Source organism: Nocardia sp. NBC_01327 (assembly GCF_035958815.1).
Classification (GTDB): Bacteria; Actinomycetota; Actinomycetes; order Mycobacteriales; family Mycobacteriaceae; genus Nocardia.
In genome coordinates this window covers 8,687,007-8,705,845 of record NZ_CP108383.1, presented here as the reverse complement: position 1 = coordinate 8,705,845, position 18,839 = coordinate 8,687,007, and the positions used below count along the sequence as shown (strand labels likewise).

At 68.5% G+C, this 18,839-nt stretch carries 1 protein-coding gene (only partly in view); it reads left to right on the top strand.

The features are described from left to right. Window positions 1-220: 220 nt before the first annotated feature. Window positions 221-18,839 carry the 5' end (the start) of a non-ribosomal peptide synthase/polyketide synthase gene (locus tag OG326_RS40025; RefSeq protein ID WP_327142289.1) on the top strand. It continues 25,949 nt past the right edge of the window, so only the first 18,619 of its 44,568 coding nucleotides appear in the window; the start codon lies at window positions 221-223; its stop codon lies beyond the right edge, outside the window.

The following is an 18,839-nucleotide window of genomic DNA, read 5'->3' as shown; positions in this document are numbered from 1 at the left end:
TTCAGCAGCAGAATCGCCAAATCGGCCAGGCGGTGGCCAGCGGGGGCGGACGCGCCCGTGTAACAAGATCGGCCGCCTGGACGGATAGCCCAGAGAACATCTTTGTCTGATTGTTACGTGAAGTGAGCCCCGAGCATCGGACGCCACGCTGGTCAGTGTGGCGTCCTGTTGGGGTTTTCGGTGGGGAGCGCTGCGTGGTGTTCCGGAAGCGAGGTTTGGGTTGGACCGGCTAGATTTCGGCGGCAACGGCGAAGCTGGCAGCGAAATCGCGCCGGGATCGGGCGAGGCGTTTCCGCTGTCGCCCGCTCAGCTGGGCATTTGGTACGCCCAGCACCTGGATCCGCAAGTGCCGATCAATATCGCGCAGTACGTCGAACTGCGCGGCGAGATCGACGTGCCGCTGCTCGAACAGGCCATGGTCGACGGATCCCTCGAGGTGGGTTCGGGCTTCCTGCGCATTGTCGAGCGCAATGGCGAACCGCTGCAGATCGTCGATCTGGACCTGGATCGCACCATCTACCAGGTCGATCTGCGCGCTGCCGCGGATCCGCTCGCCGCCGCGATGCAGTGGATGCGCGATGACTACAGCCGTCCGCTGGATCTGCTCGCCGACCGCCTGATCCGCTCCGCCATGCTGCGGGTGGGCGAGGACCACTACTACTGGTACGCCCGCGTCCACCACATCGTGCTCGACGGCCTCGGCGCCATGACCTACATGACCCGCGTCGCGGAGATCTATACCGCGCGGTTCCGTGGCGAAGAGCCCGCCGCGTCGAAGGTCACTGATCTGCGCACGCTGGTGGAGCAGGAGTTCGCTTACCGCGACAGCACCCGCTTCCAGTCCGATAAGGCGTACTGGAGCGAGAGAGTCGCGGGTCTGGAAGAGGGCACGAGTCTGTCCGGTCGCAGCGCCCCGCCGGCCGCGATCAACGGCATTGCCAGCGCGTCGCTCACCAGCGATCAGAATTCGCTGCTCGAGACCGCGGTCGCGGTGCACGAATCTTCCCCTGCCGCTTTGCTGATCGCCGGTTTCGCCGGTTATCTGGCGCAGTGGACCGGTACCGAGGACGTCATTCTCTCGCTGCCGGTGACCGCGCGCACCACCGCCGTCATGCGCCGTTCCGGTGGCGCGGTATCGAATATCGTGCCGCTGCGCCTGCATGTCGGGCACGACACCAGCATTGCCGAACTGCTCAAGCAGGTCACGGTCGCGGTGTCCGGCGCCCTGCGCCATCAGCGCTACCGGCACGAGGACATTCGCCGCGACAGCGCGGGCGACGGTGTGGTGACCCGGGAGTTCTTCGGGCCCTGGGTCAATATCATGCTGTTCCACAACGAGGTCACCCTCGGCCCGGTGACGGGTGAGTTCAGCGTGCTGTCCACCGGTTCCATCGAGGACCTGGGCATCAACTTCTATCAGTCGGTGGCCGGGACCCGGAACCATATCGACTTCGAGACCAACCCCAACCTGTACTCGGAAACCGAGACCCAGCGCCATCATTCGCGGTTCCTGGAGTTCTTCGACAACTTCCTGTCCGCGTCGGCCGAGCAGTGGGTGTGGGGCCTGCCGATCGTCACCGCCGCCGAGCGCACCCGCACGCTGGTGGAGTGGAACTCCGCCGGACACGAGGTCCCGGACACCACGCTGCCCGCACTGCTGGATGCGCAGATCCCGCTGACGCCGAACAGCATTGCGCTCGAGTTCGAGGGCGCGACGCTCACCTATGCCGAGTTCGGCGAGCGGGTGAACCGGCTCGCGCGGTTCCTCATCGCTGACGGTGTCGGCCCGGAATCGCTTGTCGCCCTGGGTATGCGGCGCTCGCTGGACCTGGTTGTCGGTATGCACGCGGTGCTGCGCGCCGGTGGCGCGTATGTGCCGATCGATCCGGATCATCCGGCCGATCGCACGGCCTACATCCTCGAGTCCGCGGCACCGGTCTGTGTATTGACGACCACCCGTGACGGGCTGGAGCTGCCGGAGTCGGTGCGCCGCTTGGAGATCGACGCCCTGGACGTGTCGGGTTACTCCACCGATCCGGTGACCGATGCCGATCGGGTCGCGCCACTGCGTCCGTTCAATACCGCGTACGTCATCTACACCTCGGGCTCGACCGGCCGCCCCAAGGGCGTCGCGGTCACCCACCACGCCATCGTCAACCAGCAACTGTGGATGCTGGACGAGTACCGGCTCACCGCCGACGATGTGTATCTGCAGAAGACCGCGACCACCTTCGACGTGTCGCTGTGGGGTTACTTCCTGCCGCTGATGGTCGGCGCGAAGATGATCATCGCGACCCCCGACGGGCACCGCGACCCGGTCTACGTCGCGGAGACCATCCAGCGCCACGGCGTCACGGTCACCGACTTCGTACCGTCCATGCTGACGGTCTTCGTCTCCCATGCCAGTGCCGCGCAATGTGTTTCGCTGCGCGCAGTGTTCGTCATCGGTGAGGCGCTGCCGCCGGAGACCGGTGCGAGCTTCCGTGCGCTGAGCTCGGCGGGACTGCACAACCTCTACGGACCCACCGAGGCCGCGGTCTCGGTGACCTACTGGGAGAACACCGATGCCGACACCGTGACGGTGCCGATCGGTGTGCCCGAGTGGAATGTCGATGTCTACGTGCTCGATTCGCGGCTGCGACCGGCCGCCATCGGTGCCGCGGGTGAGCTCTATCTCGGCGGGCGTCAGCTCGCCCGCGGGTACAAGGGCCGCCCGGACCTGACCTCGGATCGTTTTGTCGCGAACCCGTTCTCGGCCACGGGCGAGCGTATGTACCGCACCGGTGACCTGGTGCGCTGGAACACGGTATCCGATTCGCCGCACGCGGCGGCCGGCGCTATCGAGTACATCGGCCGCACCGACTTCCAGGTCAAGTTCCGTGGTCAGCGCATCGAACTCGGCGAGATCGAAACCGATCTGCTCGCGCACCCGGCCGTCAGCCAGGCGGCCGTGTTGGTCATGGACACCGCGACCGGCCAGCAGCTGGTCGCCTACGTGGTACCCATGCCCGGCCAGAGCATCGATCCGGTCGAGCTGACCCGTTTCGCCGCCGAGAAGCTGCCGACCTACATGGTCCCGGCCTCGATCATGGTGCTGGACGCCTTCCCGCTCAATACTTCCGGCAAGCTGGACCGCAAGGCCCTGCCCGATCCGGTGTTCAGCGTGGACGCCGCCGGCTACCGGGCCCCGCGCACTGCCGCCGAGGAGATCGTGGCGGGCATCTTCGCCGATGTCCTGGGCCACGAGCGTGTCGGCATCGACGACAACTTCTTCGATCTCGGCGGTAACTCGCTGGTCGCCACCCAGGTGGTCGCCCGCATCTCCGCCGCGTTCAGCACCCGCCTGGGTGTGCGCGCACTGTTCGAGACCCCCACCGTCGCGGGCATTGCCGCGCGCATGGAAACCATTGCGCCGTCGGATATTTCGCGTCCACCGCTGGTCGCGCAACAGCGCCCCGAGCGGGTGCCGCTGTCGCTGGCACAGCAGCGCATGTGGTTCCTCAATCAGTTCGATCCCGATGTGCCGACCTACAACCTGCCGTTCGTGGTGCGGTTGCGCGGCCGGGTCGATATCGAGGCGCTGCAGCTGGCGCTGACCGATGTGGTGGCGCGGCAGGAATCGCTGCGCACCATCTTCCCCGAATCCGGGGACGGCGGCCTGCAGCAGGTACTGCCCATGGACCAGGTCGATCTCGGCATCGAGGTCGTCGGCATCGACGAGGCCGAATTGTTCCCGGCCCTGGCCGAATTCGCCTCACGTGGGTTCGACGTCTCGCGCGAGCTGCCCATTCGCGTCCGGGTGTTCCGGGTCGGCGAGACCGTCGAGGACGAGACCGACGGCGTCGAGCTCAATGACTACGCCGTGGCTTTTGTCGTGCATCACATTGCGGCGGACGGTTTCTCGTTCGGTCCGCTCTCGCGTGATATGACCGCGGCCTACCTGGCGCGGGTCTCCGGCCAGGAGCCCGCCTGGGCGCCGCTGCCGGTGCAGTACCAGGACTTCAGCATCTGGCAGCGTGAGGTGCTGGGTTCGGAATCCGATCCCGATTCCATGGCCGCGCGCCAGATCGCCTACTGGCGTGGCGCTTTGGCCGGACTGCCCGATCAGCTCGACCTGCCCGCCGATCGCCCGCGCCCGCCGGTGCAGAGTTTCCGCGGTAACCGCGTCACCTTCGACATTCCGGTGCAGCTGCATACCCGGCTCTCGGGATTGGCTCGCGCACAGGGTGTTTCGCTGTTCATGGTGATGCATTCGGCGCTGGCGGTGCTGCTGGCCCGTCTGTCCGGTACCAGCGATATCTCCATCGGCACCCCGGTCGCCGGCCGTGGTGAGCAGGCTCTGGACGATCTGATCGGCATGTTCGTCAACACCCTGGTGCTGCGCTCCGAGGTCGACGGGTCCGAGGCGTTCACCGACTTCCTCTCGCGCACAAGGGAAACCGATCTGGCGGCCTTCGCCAGCACCGATGTGCCGTTCGAGCGACTCGTCGAGGTCATCAACCCGACCCGCTCCCAAGCACGGCACCCGCTGTTCCAGGTGATGCTGTCGTTCCAGGAGATGTCGCACGGCTCCATGGAGCTGCCGGGCCTGACCGTCTCCGCCGATGAGCTCGAAGTCGATATCGCCAAGTTCGATCTGCAGTGGACGCTGACCGAACAGCGCGGCATGGCCGGTGAGCCGGCCGGACTGTCGGTGGTGCTGTCCTACGCCACCGATCTGTTCGACGAGCGCACCGTCGCCGAATTCGGCCACCGCTACCTGCGCATCCTGGAAACCGCCGTCGCCGCACCCGGCACCGTGGTGCGCGATATCGACATCCTCAATGAGGACGAACGCGCCCTGGTCCTGGGCGACTGGAGCCGAAACGAGCACTCGCTGCCGTACGCGCTCACCGTGCTCGACCTGTTCGAGGAACAGGTCCGCCTCCGTCCGCACGGCACCGCTCTGATCTTCGATCCGGGCGAGCGCAGCAGCGGAATGTTCGGCACCCCTTCCGATCTCAGCTATGCCGAGTTCGCCGGCCGGGTCAATCGCCTGGCGCGCAAGCTCATCAGCGAGGGTGTCGGCCCGGAGACCTTGGTCGCGGTCGGCATTCGCCGCTCGATCGATATGCTCGTCGCCATCTACGCCACCCTCACCGCGGGTGGCGGCTATGTGCCGGTCGATCCCGATCATCCGGCCGAGCGCACCGACTACGTGCTGGCCAGTTCGCAGCCGGTCGTCCTGCTCACCACCACGGATGATGCGGTGGAGAGCGCCGATTGCCAGGTCCTGCACGTGGATTCGCTGGATCTGAGCGAATTCGACGATGCCCCGGTGACCTCCGCGGATCGGCTGGCGCCCTTGCGTCCGTCGAATACCGCGTACGTGCTCTACACCTCCGGCTCGACCGGCCGCCCCAAGGGCGTCGCGGTTCCGCACAGCGCGGTCCTGAACCAGATCGCCTGGATCACCAGCGAATACGGCATCGACGACACCGATGTGATCCTGCAGAAGACGCCGGTCACCTTCGACGTGTCGGTCTGGGAACTGTTCGGCTCCCTCGCCGTCGGCGCACAGCAGGTCATCGCCGCCCCCGACGGGCACCGCGACCCCATGTACCTGTCCGAGGTCATCGGCAACCACCGCGTCACCCTGACCTCGTTCGTCCCGTCCATGCTCTCTGTGTTCGCCAGCAGCGCCTCGGCCGCCGAATGCCTGTCGCTGCGTGCGGTTCTCGTCGCCGGTGAAGCCCTGCCGCCCGCGACCGTGACCGCGTTCCGGCGCTTCTCCACCGCCGCCGTGCACAACCTCTACGGCCCGACCGAGTTCACCGTCCACGCCACCGCCGCGGCCATCGCGACCCCGACACCGGCCGCCGTGCCCATCGGCCGCCCGGTGTGGAACGCCCGCACCTACGTCCTGGACGAGGGCCTGCGCCCGGTCCCGGGCGGCGTACCCGGTGAGCTCTACCTCGGCGGCGCGCAGGTCGCCCGCGGCTACTACGGCCGCCCCGACCTGAGCGCCGAACGCTTTGTCGCCGACCCCTTCGGCGCACCCGGAGACCGCCTCTACCGCACCGGTGACCTGGTGCGCTGGAACAGTTCCGGCGCCCTGGAATACATCGGCCGCACCGACTTCCAGGTCAAATTCCGTGGCCAGCGCATCGAGCTCGGCGAGATCGAAACCGCCCTGCTGACCCACCCGTCGGTCAACCAGGCCGTGGTCCTGGTCATCGACACCGTCGCCGGCGACCAGCTCGTCGCCTACGTCGTCACCCGCGGCCCGGTCGATCTCGACAGCGTCAAAACCCTGCTGCACCGCACGCTGCCCGCCTACATGGTCCCCGGTGCGTTCATGGTGCTGGAAGCCTTCCCGCTCAACGCCTCCGGCAAGCTCGACCGGCGCGCGCTGCCCAGCCCGGTGTTCGAGGTCCGCGAATTCCGCGCCCCCACAACACCTATCGAGGAGATCGTCGCCCAGATCTTCGGCGAGGTCCTCGGCATCGCCCGCGTTGGCGTCGACGACGACTTCTTCGAACTCGGCGGCAACTCGCTCATCGCCACTCAGGTGGCGACCCGCCTGGGCACCGCACTGGACACCCGCGTCCCGGTGCGCATGCTGTTCGAGGCCGCCACGGTGGCGGCGCTGGCCGCACGCGTGGAATCGCATGCCGGTGACGGTGCGCGCAAGGCGCTGGTGGCCCGGGAGCGCCCGGCGGAGATTCCGCTTTCCCTTGCGCAGCAGCGCATGTGGTTCCTGAACCGCTTCGATACCGCCTCGGCGGTCAATAACATCCCGGTCGCCATCCGGCTGTCCGGTGAGCTGGATGTGGCGGCGCTGCAGGTCGCCGTCATCGACGTCATCGACCGGCACGAGTCGCTGCGCACCGTCTTCCCGGAGACCGCGCACGGCCCCATGCAGCTGGTGCTGGACGCCGCGCAGATCGTGCCCGACCTGACCCCGGTGCCGGTCACCCAGGCCAATCTCATCGACCACCTGGTCGAGCTGGCGTCGATGGCCTTCGACGTCACCGACGAGGTGCCGATGCACGCGGCGCTGTTCGAACTCAGCGAGACCGAGTACGTGCTCGGCATGGTGGTGCACCACATCTCCGCGGACGGCTGGTCGATGGGCCCGCTGGCCCGCGATGTCATGGTCGCGTACGCCGCCCGCACCTCGTGGGAGGCGCCCACCTGGGCCGAACTGCCGGTGCAGTACGCCGATTACGCGCTGTGGCAGCGCGAGGTGCTCGGTGCGGAGGACGATCCGAGCTCACTCATCTCCAAGCAGATCAGCTACTGGGCGCAGACCCTGGCCGATCTGCCGGACGAGCTGGTGCTGCCCTCGGACCGCCCGCGCCCGCCCGCCGCCTCCTACAAGGGCGGCACCTACCCGTTCGCCATTTCCGCCGAGACGCAGCAGCGCCTGGTGGATCTGGGCCGCAGGCACAATGCCTCGCTGTTCATGGTGCTGCACAGTGCGCTCGCGGTACTGCTCGCGCGGCTCTCGGGTACCAGCGATATCGCCATCGGCACCCCGGTGCACGGTCGTGGCGAGCAGGCGCTCGACGACCTGATCGGCATGTTCGTCAATACGCTGGTGCTGCGCAGCGAGGTGGACGGCGAGAAGACCTTCGCGGATCTGCTGGCGCAGGCCCGGGAAAGCGATCTGCAGGCCTTCGCGCACGCCGATGTGCCGTTCGAGCGGCTCGTCGAGGTGCTCAACCCGGCGCGTTCGCAGGCCCGCCACCCGCTGTTCCAGGTCATGCTGACCTTCCAGAACACCCGGCAGGCCAGTCTGGAACTGCCCGGACTGTCGGTCAACGGCATCGACTACGACGCCCAACTGGCCAAGTTCGATCTGCAGCTGACGCTGCAGGAGGCGCAGGACGCGAACGGTGAGAACGCGGGCATGTCCGCCGAGTTCTCCTATGCGCGTGACCTTTTCGACGAGTCGACGGTCGCGGCGTTCGCGCACCGGCTGGATCTGATCCTGGATGCCGTTGTCGCCGACCCGGAGCAGCCGATCGGTGATATCGATCTGCTGGTCGAGGGTGAGCGCGAGAAGGTGCTCACCGGCTGGAACGACACCGGGTTCGACCTCGCCCGGGTGCTGCCCGCACTGCCGGAAGCCGCTGTGTCCGATGCGCGGCACGCCGCGCCGGCGACACTGGTTTCGCTGTTCGAGGCACAGGCTCTGATCAGCCCCGATGCGACCGCCATCGTCTTCGAGGGGACAGGTCTGACCTACGCGGGCCTCTCGGGCCGCGTCAATCGCCTGGCCCGCAAGCTCATGGCGCAGGGTGTCGGCGCGGAATCGCTTGTCGCGCTGGCCATCCGCCGCTCGATCGACCTCGTGGTCGCCATGTACGCGGTGCTCGAGGCCGGCGGCGCGTACGTGCCGCTGGATCCGGATCAGCCGGGTGAGCGCATCGACTACGTGCTCGATACCGCCCGCCCGGTCGCCATTCTGACCACCGGCCGCGACGACTTCGTGACCGGCCGGAATGTGCCGGTGCTCGAGGTCGAGACGCTCAACCTCGAGGCCTATTCGGCCGCACCGATCACCGATGCCGAACGCGGACAGGCCATTCGGCCCGAGCACGCGGCCTACGTGATCTTCACCTCCGGTTCGACGGGTCGCCCCAAGGGCGTGGCCGTCGAGCACGGCGCGATCGTGAACCGGCTGCTGTGGATGCAGCACGAGTATCCGATCGGCCCGAACGACGCTGTGCTGCAGAAGACTCCGGCCACGTTCGACGTGTCGGTCTGGGAGTTCTTCTGGCCGCTGCAGACCGGCGCGCGTCTGGTGGTGGCCAAGCACGACGGTCATCGCGACCCGGTGTACCTCGCGCAGATCATCGCCGAGGAGGGCATCACCACCGCGCACTTCGTGCCGTCCATGCTCTCGGTCTTCGTCGCTGCTCTCGACGCGGCCGCGGAAACCCCGCACCCGCCGGAGCGGAGCGCAGGCAAACGAACACAGTTGCGCCAGGTGTTCGCCTCCGGTGAGGCGCTGCCCGCACCGACCGCGCAGAAGCTGCGCGAGCTGACCGGCGCCCGCCTGCACAATCTGTACGGGCCCACCGAAGCCGCGGTCGATGTCACCTACCACGAGGTGATCGACGCCGACACCGCCTTCGTGCCCATCGGCCGTCCGGTGTGGAACACCCAGACCTATGTGCTGGATGCCCGCCTGCACCCGGTGGCCCCGGGTGTCGCGGGTGAGCTCTATCTCGCGGGCGATCAGCTGGCGCGCGGTTATCTCAGCCGCCCCGACCTGTCCGCGGATCGCTTCGTGGCCAACCCGTTCGACGCCGCCGGTGCGCGTATGTACCGCACCGGTGACCTGGTGAAGTGGACCACCTCCGACGGTCCCGCGGGTGAGCTGGAATACCTGGGCCGCACCGACTTCCAGGTGAAGCTGCGCGGTCTGCGCATCGAACTCGGCGAGATCGAGGCCGCGCTGCTGGCGCAGCACGGTATCGGCCAGTCCGTCGTCGTGGTGCGGGCCGACGCCCATGCCGGCGATCAGCTTGTCGGCTACGTGGTTCGTGAGCCGGCCGCGGCGGGCCGCGAATCAGGTGCCGCCGCTGTCGATATCGACGAGGTCAAGGCTGCGCTGGGTCGTTCGCTGCCCGCCTATATGGTCCCGTCCGCGATCGTGGTCCTGGACGCCTTCCCGGTCAATGCCTCCGGTAAGCTGGACCGGAAGGCGCTGCCCGCACCGGTTTTCGAGACCAAGCGCTTCCGGGCGCCCTCCACCCCGATCGAAGAGATCATCGCCGCGATCTTCGGCGAACTGCTCGGCGCCGAGCGCGTCGGCGTGGACGACGACTTCTTCGAACTCGGCGGCAACTCGCTGGTGGCCACCCAGGTGGTCGCACGACTGTCCGCCGCGCTCAGTGCCGAGATCGGCGTGCGCGCACTCTTCGAGGCGCCGACCGTGGCGGCCCTGGCCGCGCGCGTCGAATCGCATGCCGGAACCGGTGTGCGCCAGGCGCTTACGGTGCGCACCCGGCCGGAGTACCCGCCGCTGTCGCTCGCGCAGCAGCGCATGTGGTTCCTCAACCGCTTCGACACCGATTCGGCCGCGAACAATATCCCGGCGGCCGTAAGGCTCACCGGCGCACTGGATCTCGCGGCGCTGCGCGGTGCGGTCGCCGATGTGATGGCGCGGCACGAATCGCTGCGCACCATCTACCCGTCCTACGAGGGCGTCGCCTACCAGAAGGTGCTGCCGACCGCCCGCGCCATTCCGCAGCTCGAGGTGCGGGATGTGGCCGAGGGCGAACTCTTCGCCGCGGTCTACGATTTCGCCGGGCGCGGTTTCGACGTCACCGCCGAGCCGCCGGTGCGCCTGCGCGCCTTCCGGCTCGCGGCCGACGACCACGTGCTGGTGCTGGTGGCGCATCACATTGCCGCCGACGGCTTCTCGATGAACCCGCTCGTCCGCGACCTCATGACCGGGTACGTGGCGCGCAGCAATGGCGAGGCCCCGGGCTGGCCGGAACTGCCGGTGCAGTACGCGGATTACGCGCTGTGGCAGCGGGAGACCCTCGGCTCCGAGGAGGATCCGCGCTCGCTCATCACCGAGCAGCTGGACTACTGGCGCGAGACGCTCGGCGGCCTGCCGGACGAGCTGCGCCTGTCCACCAGGGCGCGTCCCGCCGTCGCCTCGTACGAGGCGGGCACCCACCGCTTCGAGGTCCCGGGCGAGCTCATCACCGGCCTGCAGCGGGTCGCGAAGCAGCAGGGCACCACGCTGTTCATGGTGGTGCACAGTGCTTTTGCCGCACTGCTGGCGCGCCTGAGCGGTACCGACGACATTGCCGTCGGTATTCCGGTGGCCGGTCGTGGCGAGCAGGCGCTCGACGATCTGGTCGGCATGTTCGTCAACACCCTGGTGCTGCGTTCGCCGGTCGATACCGGTGAGACCTTCGCCGAGCTCCTGAAGAAGGTGCGCGAGCGCGATCTGCAGGCCTTCGCACACGCCGATGTGCCGTTCGAGCGTCTTGTCGACGTGCTGAATCCGGCGCGTTCGCAGGCTCGTCATCCGCTGTTCCAGGTCATGCTGTCGTTCCAGAACCTGGGCCGCACGGCGCTGGAGCTGCCGGGGCTGCGCGTCGCCGAACTGGGCATCGATCAGCAGTCGGCCAAGTTCGATCTGCAGCTGACGCTGAGTGAGGTCGCGGGCGGAGCGGTGGCGGGCGCCGATGCCGAGGCCGCGGCCATGGACGCCGAACTCGTCTTCGCCGCCGACCTTTTCGACGGTCGCTTCGCGGAGCTCTTCGCGCGCCGGTTCGTCCGCGTGCTCACCGCTGTGGTCACCGATCCGTCGGTGCGTGTCGGGGATATCGAGCTGCTGGGCGACAGTGAGCGCTGGCGGGTGCTGACCGGCTGGAACGACACCGCCTTCGAGTTGGACGCGGCACTGCCGGAGGTCTCGGAAGGCGCTGCGGCAACGCTGGTTTCGCTGTTCGAGGCGCAGGTCGCCCTGACTCCCGAGGCCACTGCCGTCACGTTCGAGGGGACAGGTCTGTCCTACGCCGAGTTCGCGGCTCGGGTGCGCAAGCTCGCCCGCTGGCTCATCGCCGAGGGCGTCGGACCGGAATCGTTTGTGGCGCTGGGTATGCGCCGCTCCATCGATCTGGTGGCGGGCATGTACGCCGTCACCGTCGCCGGTGGCGCGTACGTGCCGCTGGATCCCGATCACCCGGCCGAGCGCACTCGATACATCCTGGAGACGGCGCAACCGGTCTGCGTGCTGACCTCCGGTGACGATCTGGAAGGCCTCGCCGATCTGGAAGGCACTGCGGCCCGCCAGGTTCGGATCGATGAGCTGGACCTGTCCGCCTTCGCCGACACCCCGCTGACCGATGCCGATCGCCGCAGCCCGCTGCTTCCGGAGAACACCGCGTACGTGATCTTCACGTCCGGCTCCACCGGTCGCCCCAAGGGCGTCGCGGTCTCGCACGCCGCCATTGTCAACCGCCTGGTGTGGATGCACGCCCAGTACGGGCTGGCCGCCTACGACGTGGTGCTGCAGAAGACTCCCGCCACCTTCGACGTCTCGGTGTGGGAGTTCTTCTGGCCGTTGCAGGTCGGCGCCCGCCTGGTGATCGCCAAGCCGGACGGCCACCGCGATCCCGCGTACCTGGTGCGGCTCATTGCCGCCGAGCAGGTCACCACGGTGCACTTCGTGCCGTCCATGCTGGCCGTCTTCGTGGCGGAGGACGGTGTCGCCGACGTCACGAGTCTGCGCAATGTCTTCGCCTCCGGTGAGGGCCTGCCCGGCCCGACCGCGCAGAAGCTGCGCGAGCTGACCGGTGCGCGCCTGCACAATCTGTACGGCCCCACCGAAGCCGCCGTCGACGTCACCTATCACGAGGTCACCGACGCGGACATCAGCTCGGTGCCGATCGGCGCCCCGGTCTTCAATACCCAGGTGTACGTGCTGGATTCGCGGCTGCGGCCCGTTCCGGTGGGTGTCGCGGGTGAGCTCTATCTCGCGGGCGATCAGCTCGCCACCGCCTACGTCGCGCGCCCCGATCTGACCGCGGATCGCTTCGTGGCCAACCCCTTCGGCTCCGGCGCACGCATGTACCGCACCGGTGACCTCGTGGTCTGGACCGGCCAGGGTGAGCTGGAGTACCTGGGCCGCACCGACTTCCAGGTGAAGCTGCGCGGTCTGCGCATCGAGCTCGGCGAGATCGAAGCCGCGTTGACCGCGCTCACCGATGTCGCGCAGTCCGTGGTCGTGGTCCGCAACGATGAGCGAACCGGCGATCAGCTGGTCGCATATGTCGTCGCCGCCGACGGCCGGATCGACCTGGAGGCTGTGAAGGCGACTCTGTCGCAGCAGCTTCCGGCCTATATGGTCCCGGCCGCCTTCGTGGTGCTGGACGCCTTCCCGCTCAATGCCTCCGGCAAGCTGGATCGCCGCGCGCTGCCCGCTCCGTCCTTCGCCGCCAAGGTGTTCCGCGCCCCGGTCACCCCGGTGGAGCAGACGGTCGCGGGAGTGTTCGCCGATGTGCTCGGCGGCAACGGCATCGGCCTGGACGACGATTTCTTCGAGCTCGGCGGCAACTCGCTCATCGCCACCCAGGTGGTATCGCGCCTGTCCGCCGCGCTCGACGCCGATATCCCGCTGCGCGCGATCTTCGAGGCCACCACCGTGGCCGCCCTCGCGGCGCAATTGGAATCGCGTGTCGGCACCGGTGGCCGCGCGCCGCTGGTGCCGCAGGAGCGTCCCGCGCCGGTCACCCTGCCGACGGGGGAGACCGCCCAGCTGGTGCCGCTGTCCCCGGCGCAGCAGCGCATGTGGTTCCTCAACCGCTTCGACAATCGCACCGCTGTCAACAACATCCCGGTGGCGCTGAAGCTCACCGGCCTGGTGGATATCGATGCCTTCACCGCCGCCCTCGGCGATGTGCTGGCGCGGCACGAAGCGCTGCGGACGATCTACCCGGAGATCGGCGGCGACGGCTTCCAGCGGGTGCTGTCGCTCGCGGAGATCGAGTTCGAGGTGCGCGCGGAATCGGTGACCGCCGACGAACTGCCCACGCGCATCACCCAACTCGCGAGCGTGTTCTTCGACGTCACCCGGGAACTGCCGTTCCGCGCCACGGTGCTGAGCCTGAGCGCGACCGAGCACGTCCTGGTGCTGGTGCTGCACCACATCAGCTCGGACGGCGTCTCGCTGCGTCCGCTGCTGCGTGATGTGGTGGGCGCGTACCTGGCCCGCAGTGGCGGCGAAGCCCCCGCCTGGACGCCGCTGCCGGTGCAGTACGCCGACTACGCGCTGTGGCAGCGCGATGTGCTCGGCGAGGAACACGATCCGGAATCGGTTGCCGCACAGCAGGTGTCGTACTGGACCGAACAGCTGCGCGATCTGCCCGAGCAGATCGAGCTGCCCGCCGACCGGCCGCGACCGGAGATCGCCACCAATGCCGGTGGCACCTACGACTTCTCGATCGACGCCGAGCTGCACCGGTCGCTCAACGCCCTCGCGCGTGAGCACGACGTCACGCTGTTCATGGTGCTGCACGCCGCGCTGGCCACCTGGTCGGCTCGCCTGTCCCGCTCCGTCGATATCGCCATCGGCACCCCGATCGCCGGGCGCGGTGACCGCGCCCTCGACGATCTGGTCGGCATGTTCGTCAATACCCTGGTGCTGCGCACCGCGGTTCTGCCGGATGCCGCCTTCCGCGAGCTGCTCTCGCAGGTCCGGCGCACCGACCTGGCCGCCTTCGCGCACGCCGAGGTGCCGTTCGAGCGCCTGGTCGACGTGCTCAGCCCGGTCCGCTCGCAGGCGCACCACCCGCTGTTCCAGGTCGCGCTGACCTTCGAGGCCGCGGGCGCCGGGGACGCGGACGCGGTAGCGCTGCCCGGCCTGGAGCTGGAAGCCGTCGAATTCGATGCGGGTACCGCCAAATTCGATGTGCAGCTGACCGTGGGCGAGCGCGCCGACGGCGCGCTGGGCCTGTCCTGGAATTACGCCACCGATCTGTTCGATCCGGAGACTGTCGCCTCCTTCGCCGAGCGCCTGGTCCGCATTCTGCGCACCGTCGCCGACGATCCGGCCGTGCTGCTGGGCGATATCGATCTGCTCGGCGGGGTCGAACGGCACGAGGTGTCCGAGCGCTGGGTCTCCGCGGGCGATGACATCGTCGAGCTCGCGGCGGCCGCACGCACCGCGGCGCGGGCGAACGGCGGCGGGCTCGCGGAGGTGCTGTCTCCCGGCGGCGCCCTCGGCGCGGTCGCCGAGCTGTTCATCGATCCGGTGGCCACGCTGTCGAGCCCGTTCGTGGACGAGAACGCCACCCTGTCGAGTCTGTTCGACCTGGTGGTGGCCGCCGATCCGCATCGGGTCGCGGTCCGCTTCGGCGAGGACGAGCTGACCTACAACGATCTGGATCGGCGCGCGAATGTGGTGGCGCGCAGGTTGATCGAGGACGGCGCTGGCCCGGAGTCGCTGGTGGCCGTGCTGCTGCCGCGCTCGCTGGATCTGGTTGTCGCACTGCTCGCGGTGATCAAGACCGGTGCGGGCTATGTGCCGGTGGATCCGACCTACCCGGCCGATCGCATTGCCTTCGTGCTGTCGGACGCACAGCCGACCAGCGTGATCGTCGATTCGACCGTGCAGGTGGAGCTGCCCGCCGGACTGCCGACGGTCATGCTCGACGGCTACACCGTCGAGGCCGGCGATATCGAGGACGCCGACGATTCCCCGATCACCGATGCGGATCGCACCGCCGCCCTGCACCCGGGTCACGTCGCGTATGTCATCTACACCTCCGGCTCCACCGGCCGCCCCAAGGGCGTGGCCGTGGCGCACCGGAATGTGGTGCGGCTCATGGCCAATACCGATCGCGAGTTCGGGTTCGGCGCGGACGATGTGTGGACGCTGTTCCACTCCTACGCCTTCGACTTCTCGGTGTGGGAGCTGTGGGGACCGCTGCTCTACGGCGGCACCCTGGTGGTCGTGGACTACTACGTGTCCCGCTCGCCGGAGCAGTTCCTGGAACTGCTGCGCCGCGAACGGGTTACGGTGCTCAACCAGACGCCGTCGGCCTTCTACCAGCTGGCCGAGGCCGAGCGTATTGCCGCGGCGAGCCGGGAGACCGGTGGCGCCGAGGCCGGTGAGCAGGCGCTGGCGCTGCGCTACGTGATCTTCGGCGGTGAGGCCCTCGAGCTGCGCCGCCTGAGCGATTGGGTTGCGCGCCACGGTGATTCCGCGCCGTACCTGGTGAATATGTACGGCATCACCGAGACCACGGTGCACGTATCGCATCGTGTTCTCGATGCCGGCACGATCACCGCCGCCACCGGCAGCGTGGTCGGCCGCGCCATCGCGGGCCTGCGCGTGTACGTGCTCGATGAGCGCCTGCACCCGGTCCCGGTCGGTGTCGCGGGTGAAATGTATGTGGCCGGTGCGCAATTGGCGCGCGGCTACCTCGGTCGCCCCGATCTCACCGCCGCCCGTTTCGTGGCCAGCCCGTTCGGTGCGGACGGCAGTCGCCTCTACCGCTCCGGTGACGTGGCGCGCTGGAACCGCTTCGGTGAGCTCGAATATCTGGGTCGCGCCGATGATCAGGTGAAGGTGCGTGGTTTCCGCATCGAGCTCGGCGAGATCGAGGCCGCCGTGCTGGCGCAGCCGGGTGTGGCCCAGGCCGCGGTCATCGTGCGCGAGGACCTGCCGGGTGATCAGCGCATCGTGGCGTACGTGGTGCCCGACGCCGGACCGGCCACCGGCTCGGACGCGTGGCTGCTGGAGATCCGCGACGGCGCGGGCGAGCGCCTGCCGTCGTACATGGTGCCCGCCGCCATGGTCGTGCTGGACCGAATCCCCTTGACCGTCAACGGCAAACTGGATCGTCGCGCGCTGCCCGCGCCGGCGGTGCAGGCCCGGGCCTTCCGCGCGCCGGAGACGCCCACCCAGGAGACCGTCGCCGCCGTCTTCGCGGAGGTCCTGGACCTGCCGCGGGCCGGACTCGATGACGATTTCTTCGATCTGGGCGGTAACTCGCTCATCGCGACCCGGGTGGTATCGCGCATCGGCGCGGCCCTGGACACCACGGTCGCGGTGCGCACGCTCTTCGAGGCGAGCACGGTGGAGGCCCTCGCGGCCCGTATCGAATCGCATGCCGACGGCGCGTCCCGCGCCAAGCTGGTCGCACGCCCGCGCCCGGCCGGGGAACTGGTGCCGCTGTCCTTCGCACAGCAGCGCATGTGGTTCCTCAACCAGTACGACACCTCGTCCGCGGCCTACAACCTGCCGCTGGCCATTCGCCTCACCGGTGAGCTCGACACCGCCGCACTGGAACTGGCCGTCGCCGATGTGGTGCGCCGGCACGAGTCGCTGCGCACCCGCTACCCCGAGCACGGTGGCACCCCGATGCAGGTGGTCGTGCCTGCCGAGGAGATCGCCCTCGACCTGCGCCCGGTCACGGTCGCGGCCGACGATCTCACCGGCACGGTCACCGCCTTCGCCACGCTGGGATTCAATGTGGCGGACCAGGTTCCGCTGCGCGCCCGGTTGTTCCGGGTCGCATCGGAGACGACGGCGGATGACTCCGAGTCCGACTCCGCGCGCGAGCATGTGCTTGTTGTCGTGGTGCATCACATTGCGGGCGACGGCTTCTCGATGGCGCCGCTGACCCGGGATGTGATGGTCGCCTACTCGGCGCGCACCCAGGGTGCGGTGCCGGGCTGGGCGCCGATGGCCGTGCAGTACGCGGACTTCGCCGTCTGGCAGCGGGAAGTGCTGGGGTCCGAGGAGGATTCGGGCTCGCTCATGGCCCGTCAGGTCGGGTACTGGCAGCGCGCGCTGGAGGGTGTGTCGGACGAACTGGCGCTGCCCACCGATCGCCCGCGCCCGGCCGTGGCCTCGCATCGCGGTGCGACCCTGCAGCGCACGCTGCGTCCCGAACTAATCGGTGCGCTGGAAGACGTTGCGCGCCAGCGTGGTTCCTCGCTGTTCATGGTCATGCACAGCGCTCTCGCGGTACTGCTGGCCCGCCTGTCCGGCAGTGATGACATTGCCGTCGGCACGCCGGTCGCCGGTCGCGGTGAGGCCGCGCTCGACGATCTGGTCGGCATGTTCGTCAATACCCTGGTGCTGCGCACGGGCATCGATCCGGCGGAGTCCTTCTCGGATCTGCTGGATCGCGCCAGGCATACCGACCTCGACGCCTTCGGCAATGCCGATGTGCCGTTCGAGCGCCTGGTGGAACTGCTCGCCCCGGAGCGTTCGCAGGCGCGCAATCCGCTGTTCCAGGTCATGCTGGCCTTCCAGAACCTGGATCGCACCACCCTGGAACTGCCCGGCCTGACGGTCGCCGCACTGGATCTCGACGAGAACATCTCCCGCTTCGACCTGCAGTTCACCCTGTCGGAGCAGGCCGGAACGGACGCCGGCGAGACGCGGCCGGGATCCGATACCGGTATGGCGCTCGCGCTGACCTACGCCGTGGATCTCTTCGACGCGGATACCGCCGCCGGATTCGCGCAGCGCTGGATGCGGGTGCTGGAGGCGATCGCCGCCGATCCTGAGATCCGCGTCGGGGCCATCGATATTCTCGATCAGTCCGAAAGGGCCGATCTGGTAGCACGTTTCGGCGCCCCGGTCGTTCCGGGCCGCACGCTGCCGGAGCTGCTGGCCGAGGCGGTGGCCCGCGATCCGCAGGCCACGGCCGTCCGTTTCCAGGGGACCGGTCTGTCCTACGGTGACCTCGACGAGCGCTCGAACCGCCTGGCGCGCCTGCTCATCGAGCGCGGTCTCGGTACCGAGGATCTGGTCGCCATCGCCGTACCGCGTTCGGCGGACTCGTATTTCGCCGAATGGGCCGTCACCAAGACCGGTGCGGCATTCGTTCCGGTCGATCCGAACTACCCGGCCGATCGCATTGCCCACATGGTCACCGACTCCGGTTCGCCGATCGGCCTGACCGTGGCCGCGGTGCGCGGCGATCTGCCGGATTCGGTGGAGTGGCTGGTTCTCGACGAGCTGGACCTGAATGCGTTCGCGGACACGGCGATCGCCGATGCCGATCGGCTGCGCCCGCTGCGCCCGGAGCATCCGGCCTACGTCATCTACACCTCCGGTTCCACCGGTGTGCCGAAGGGCGTCGTGGTCACGCACGCCGGCCTGGCCAACTTCAGCGCCGAGCAGGCCGAGCGCTACCGCCTCGACTCCTTCTCCCGCGCACTGCATTTCGCCTCGCCGTCCTTCGACGCGTCCATCCTCGAGTTCCTGCTCGCCATCGGCGCGGGCGGCACCCTCGTGGTGGTCCCGCCGGGTGTGTACGGCGGTGAGGAGCTCTCCGAGCTGATCCGCTCCGAGGGCGTCACGC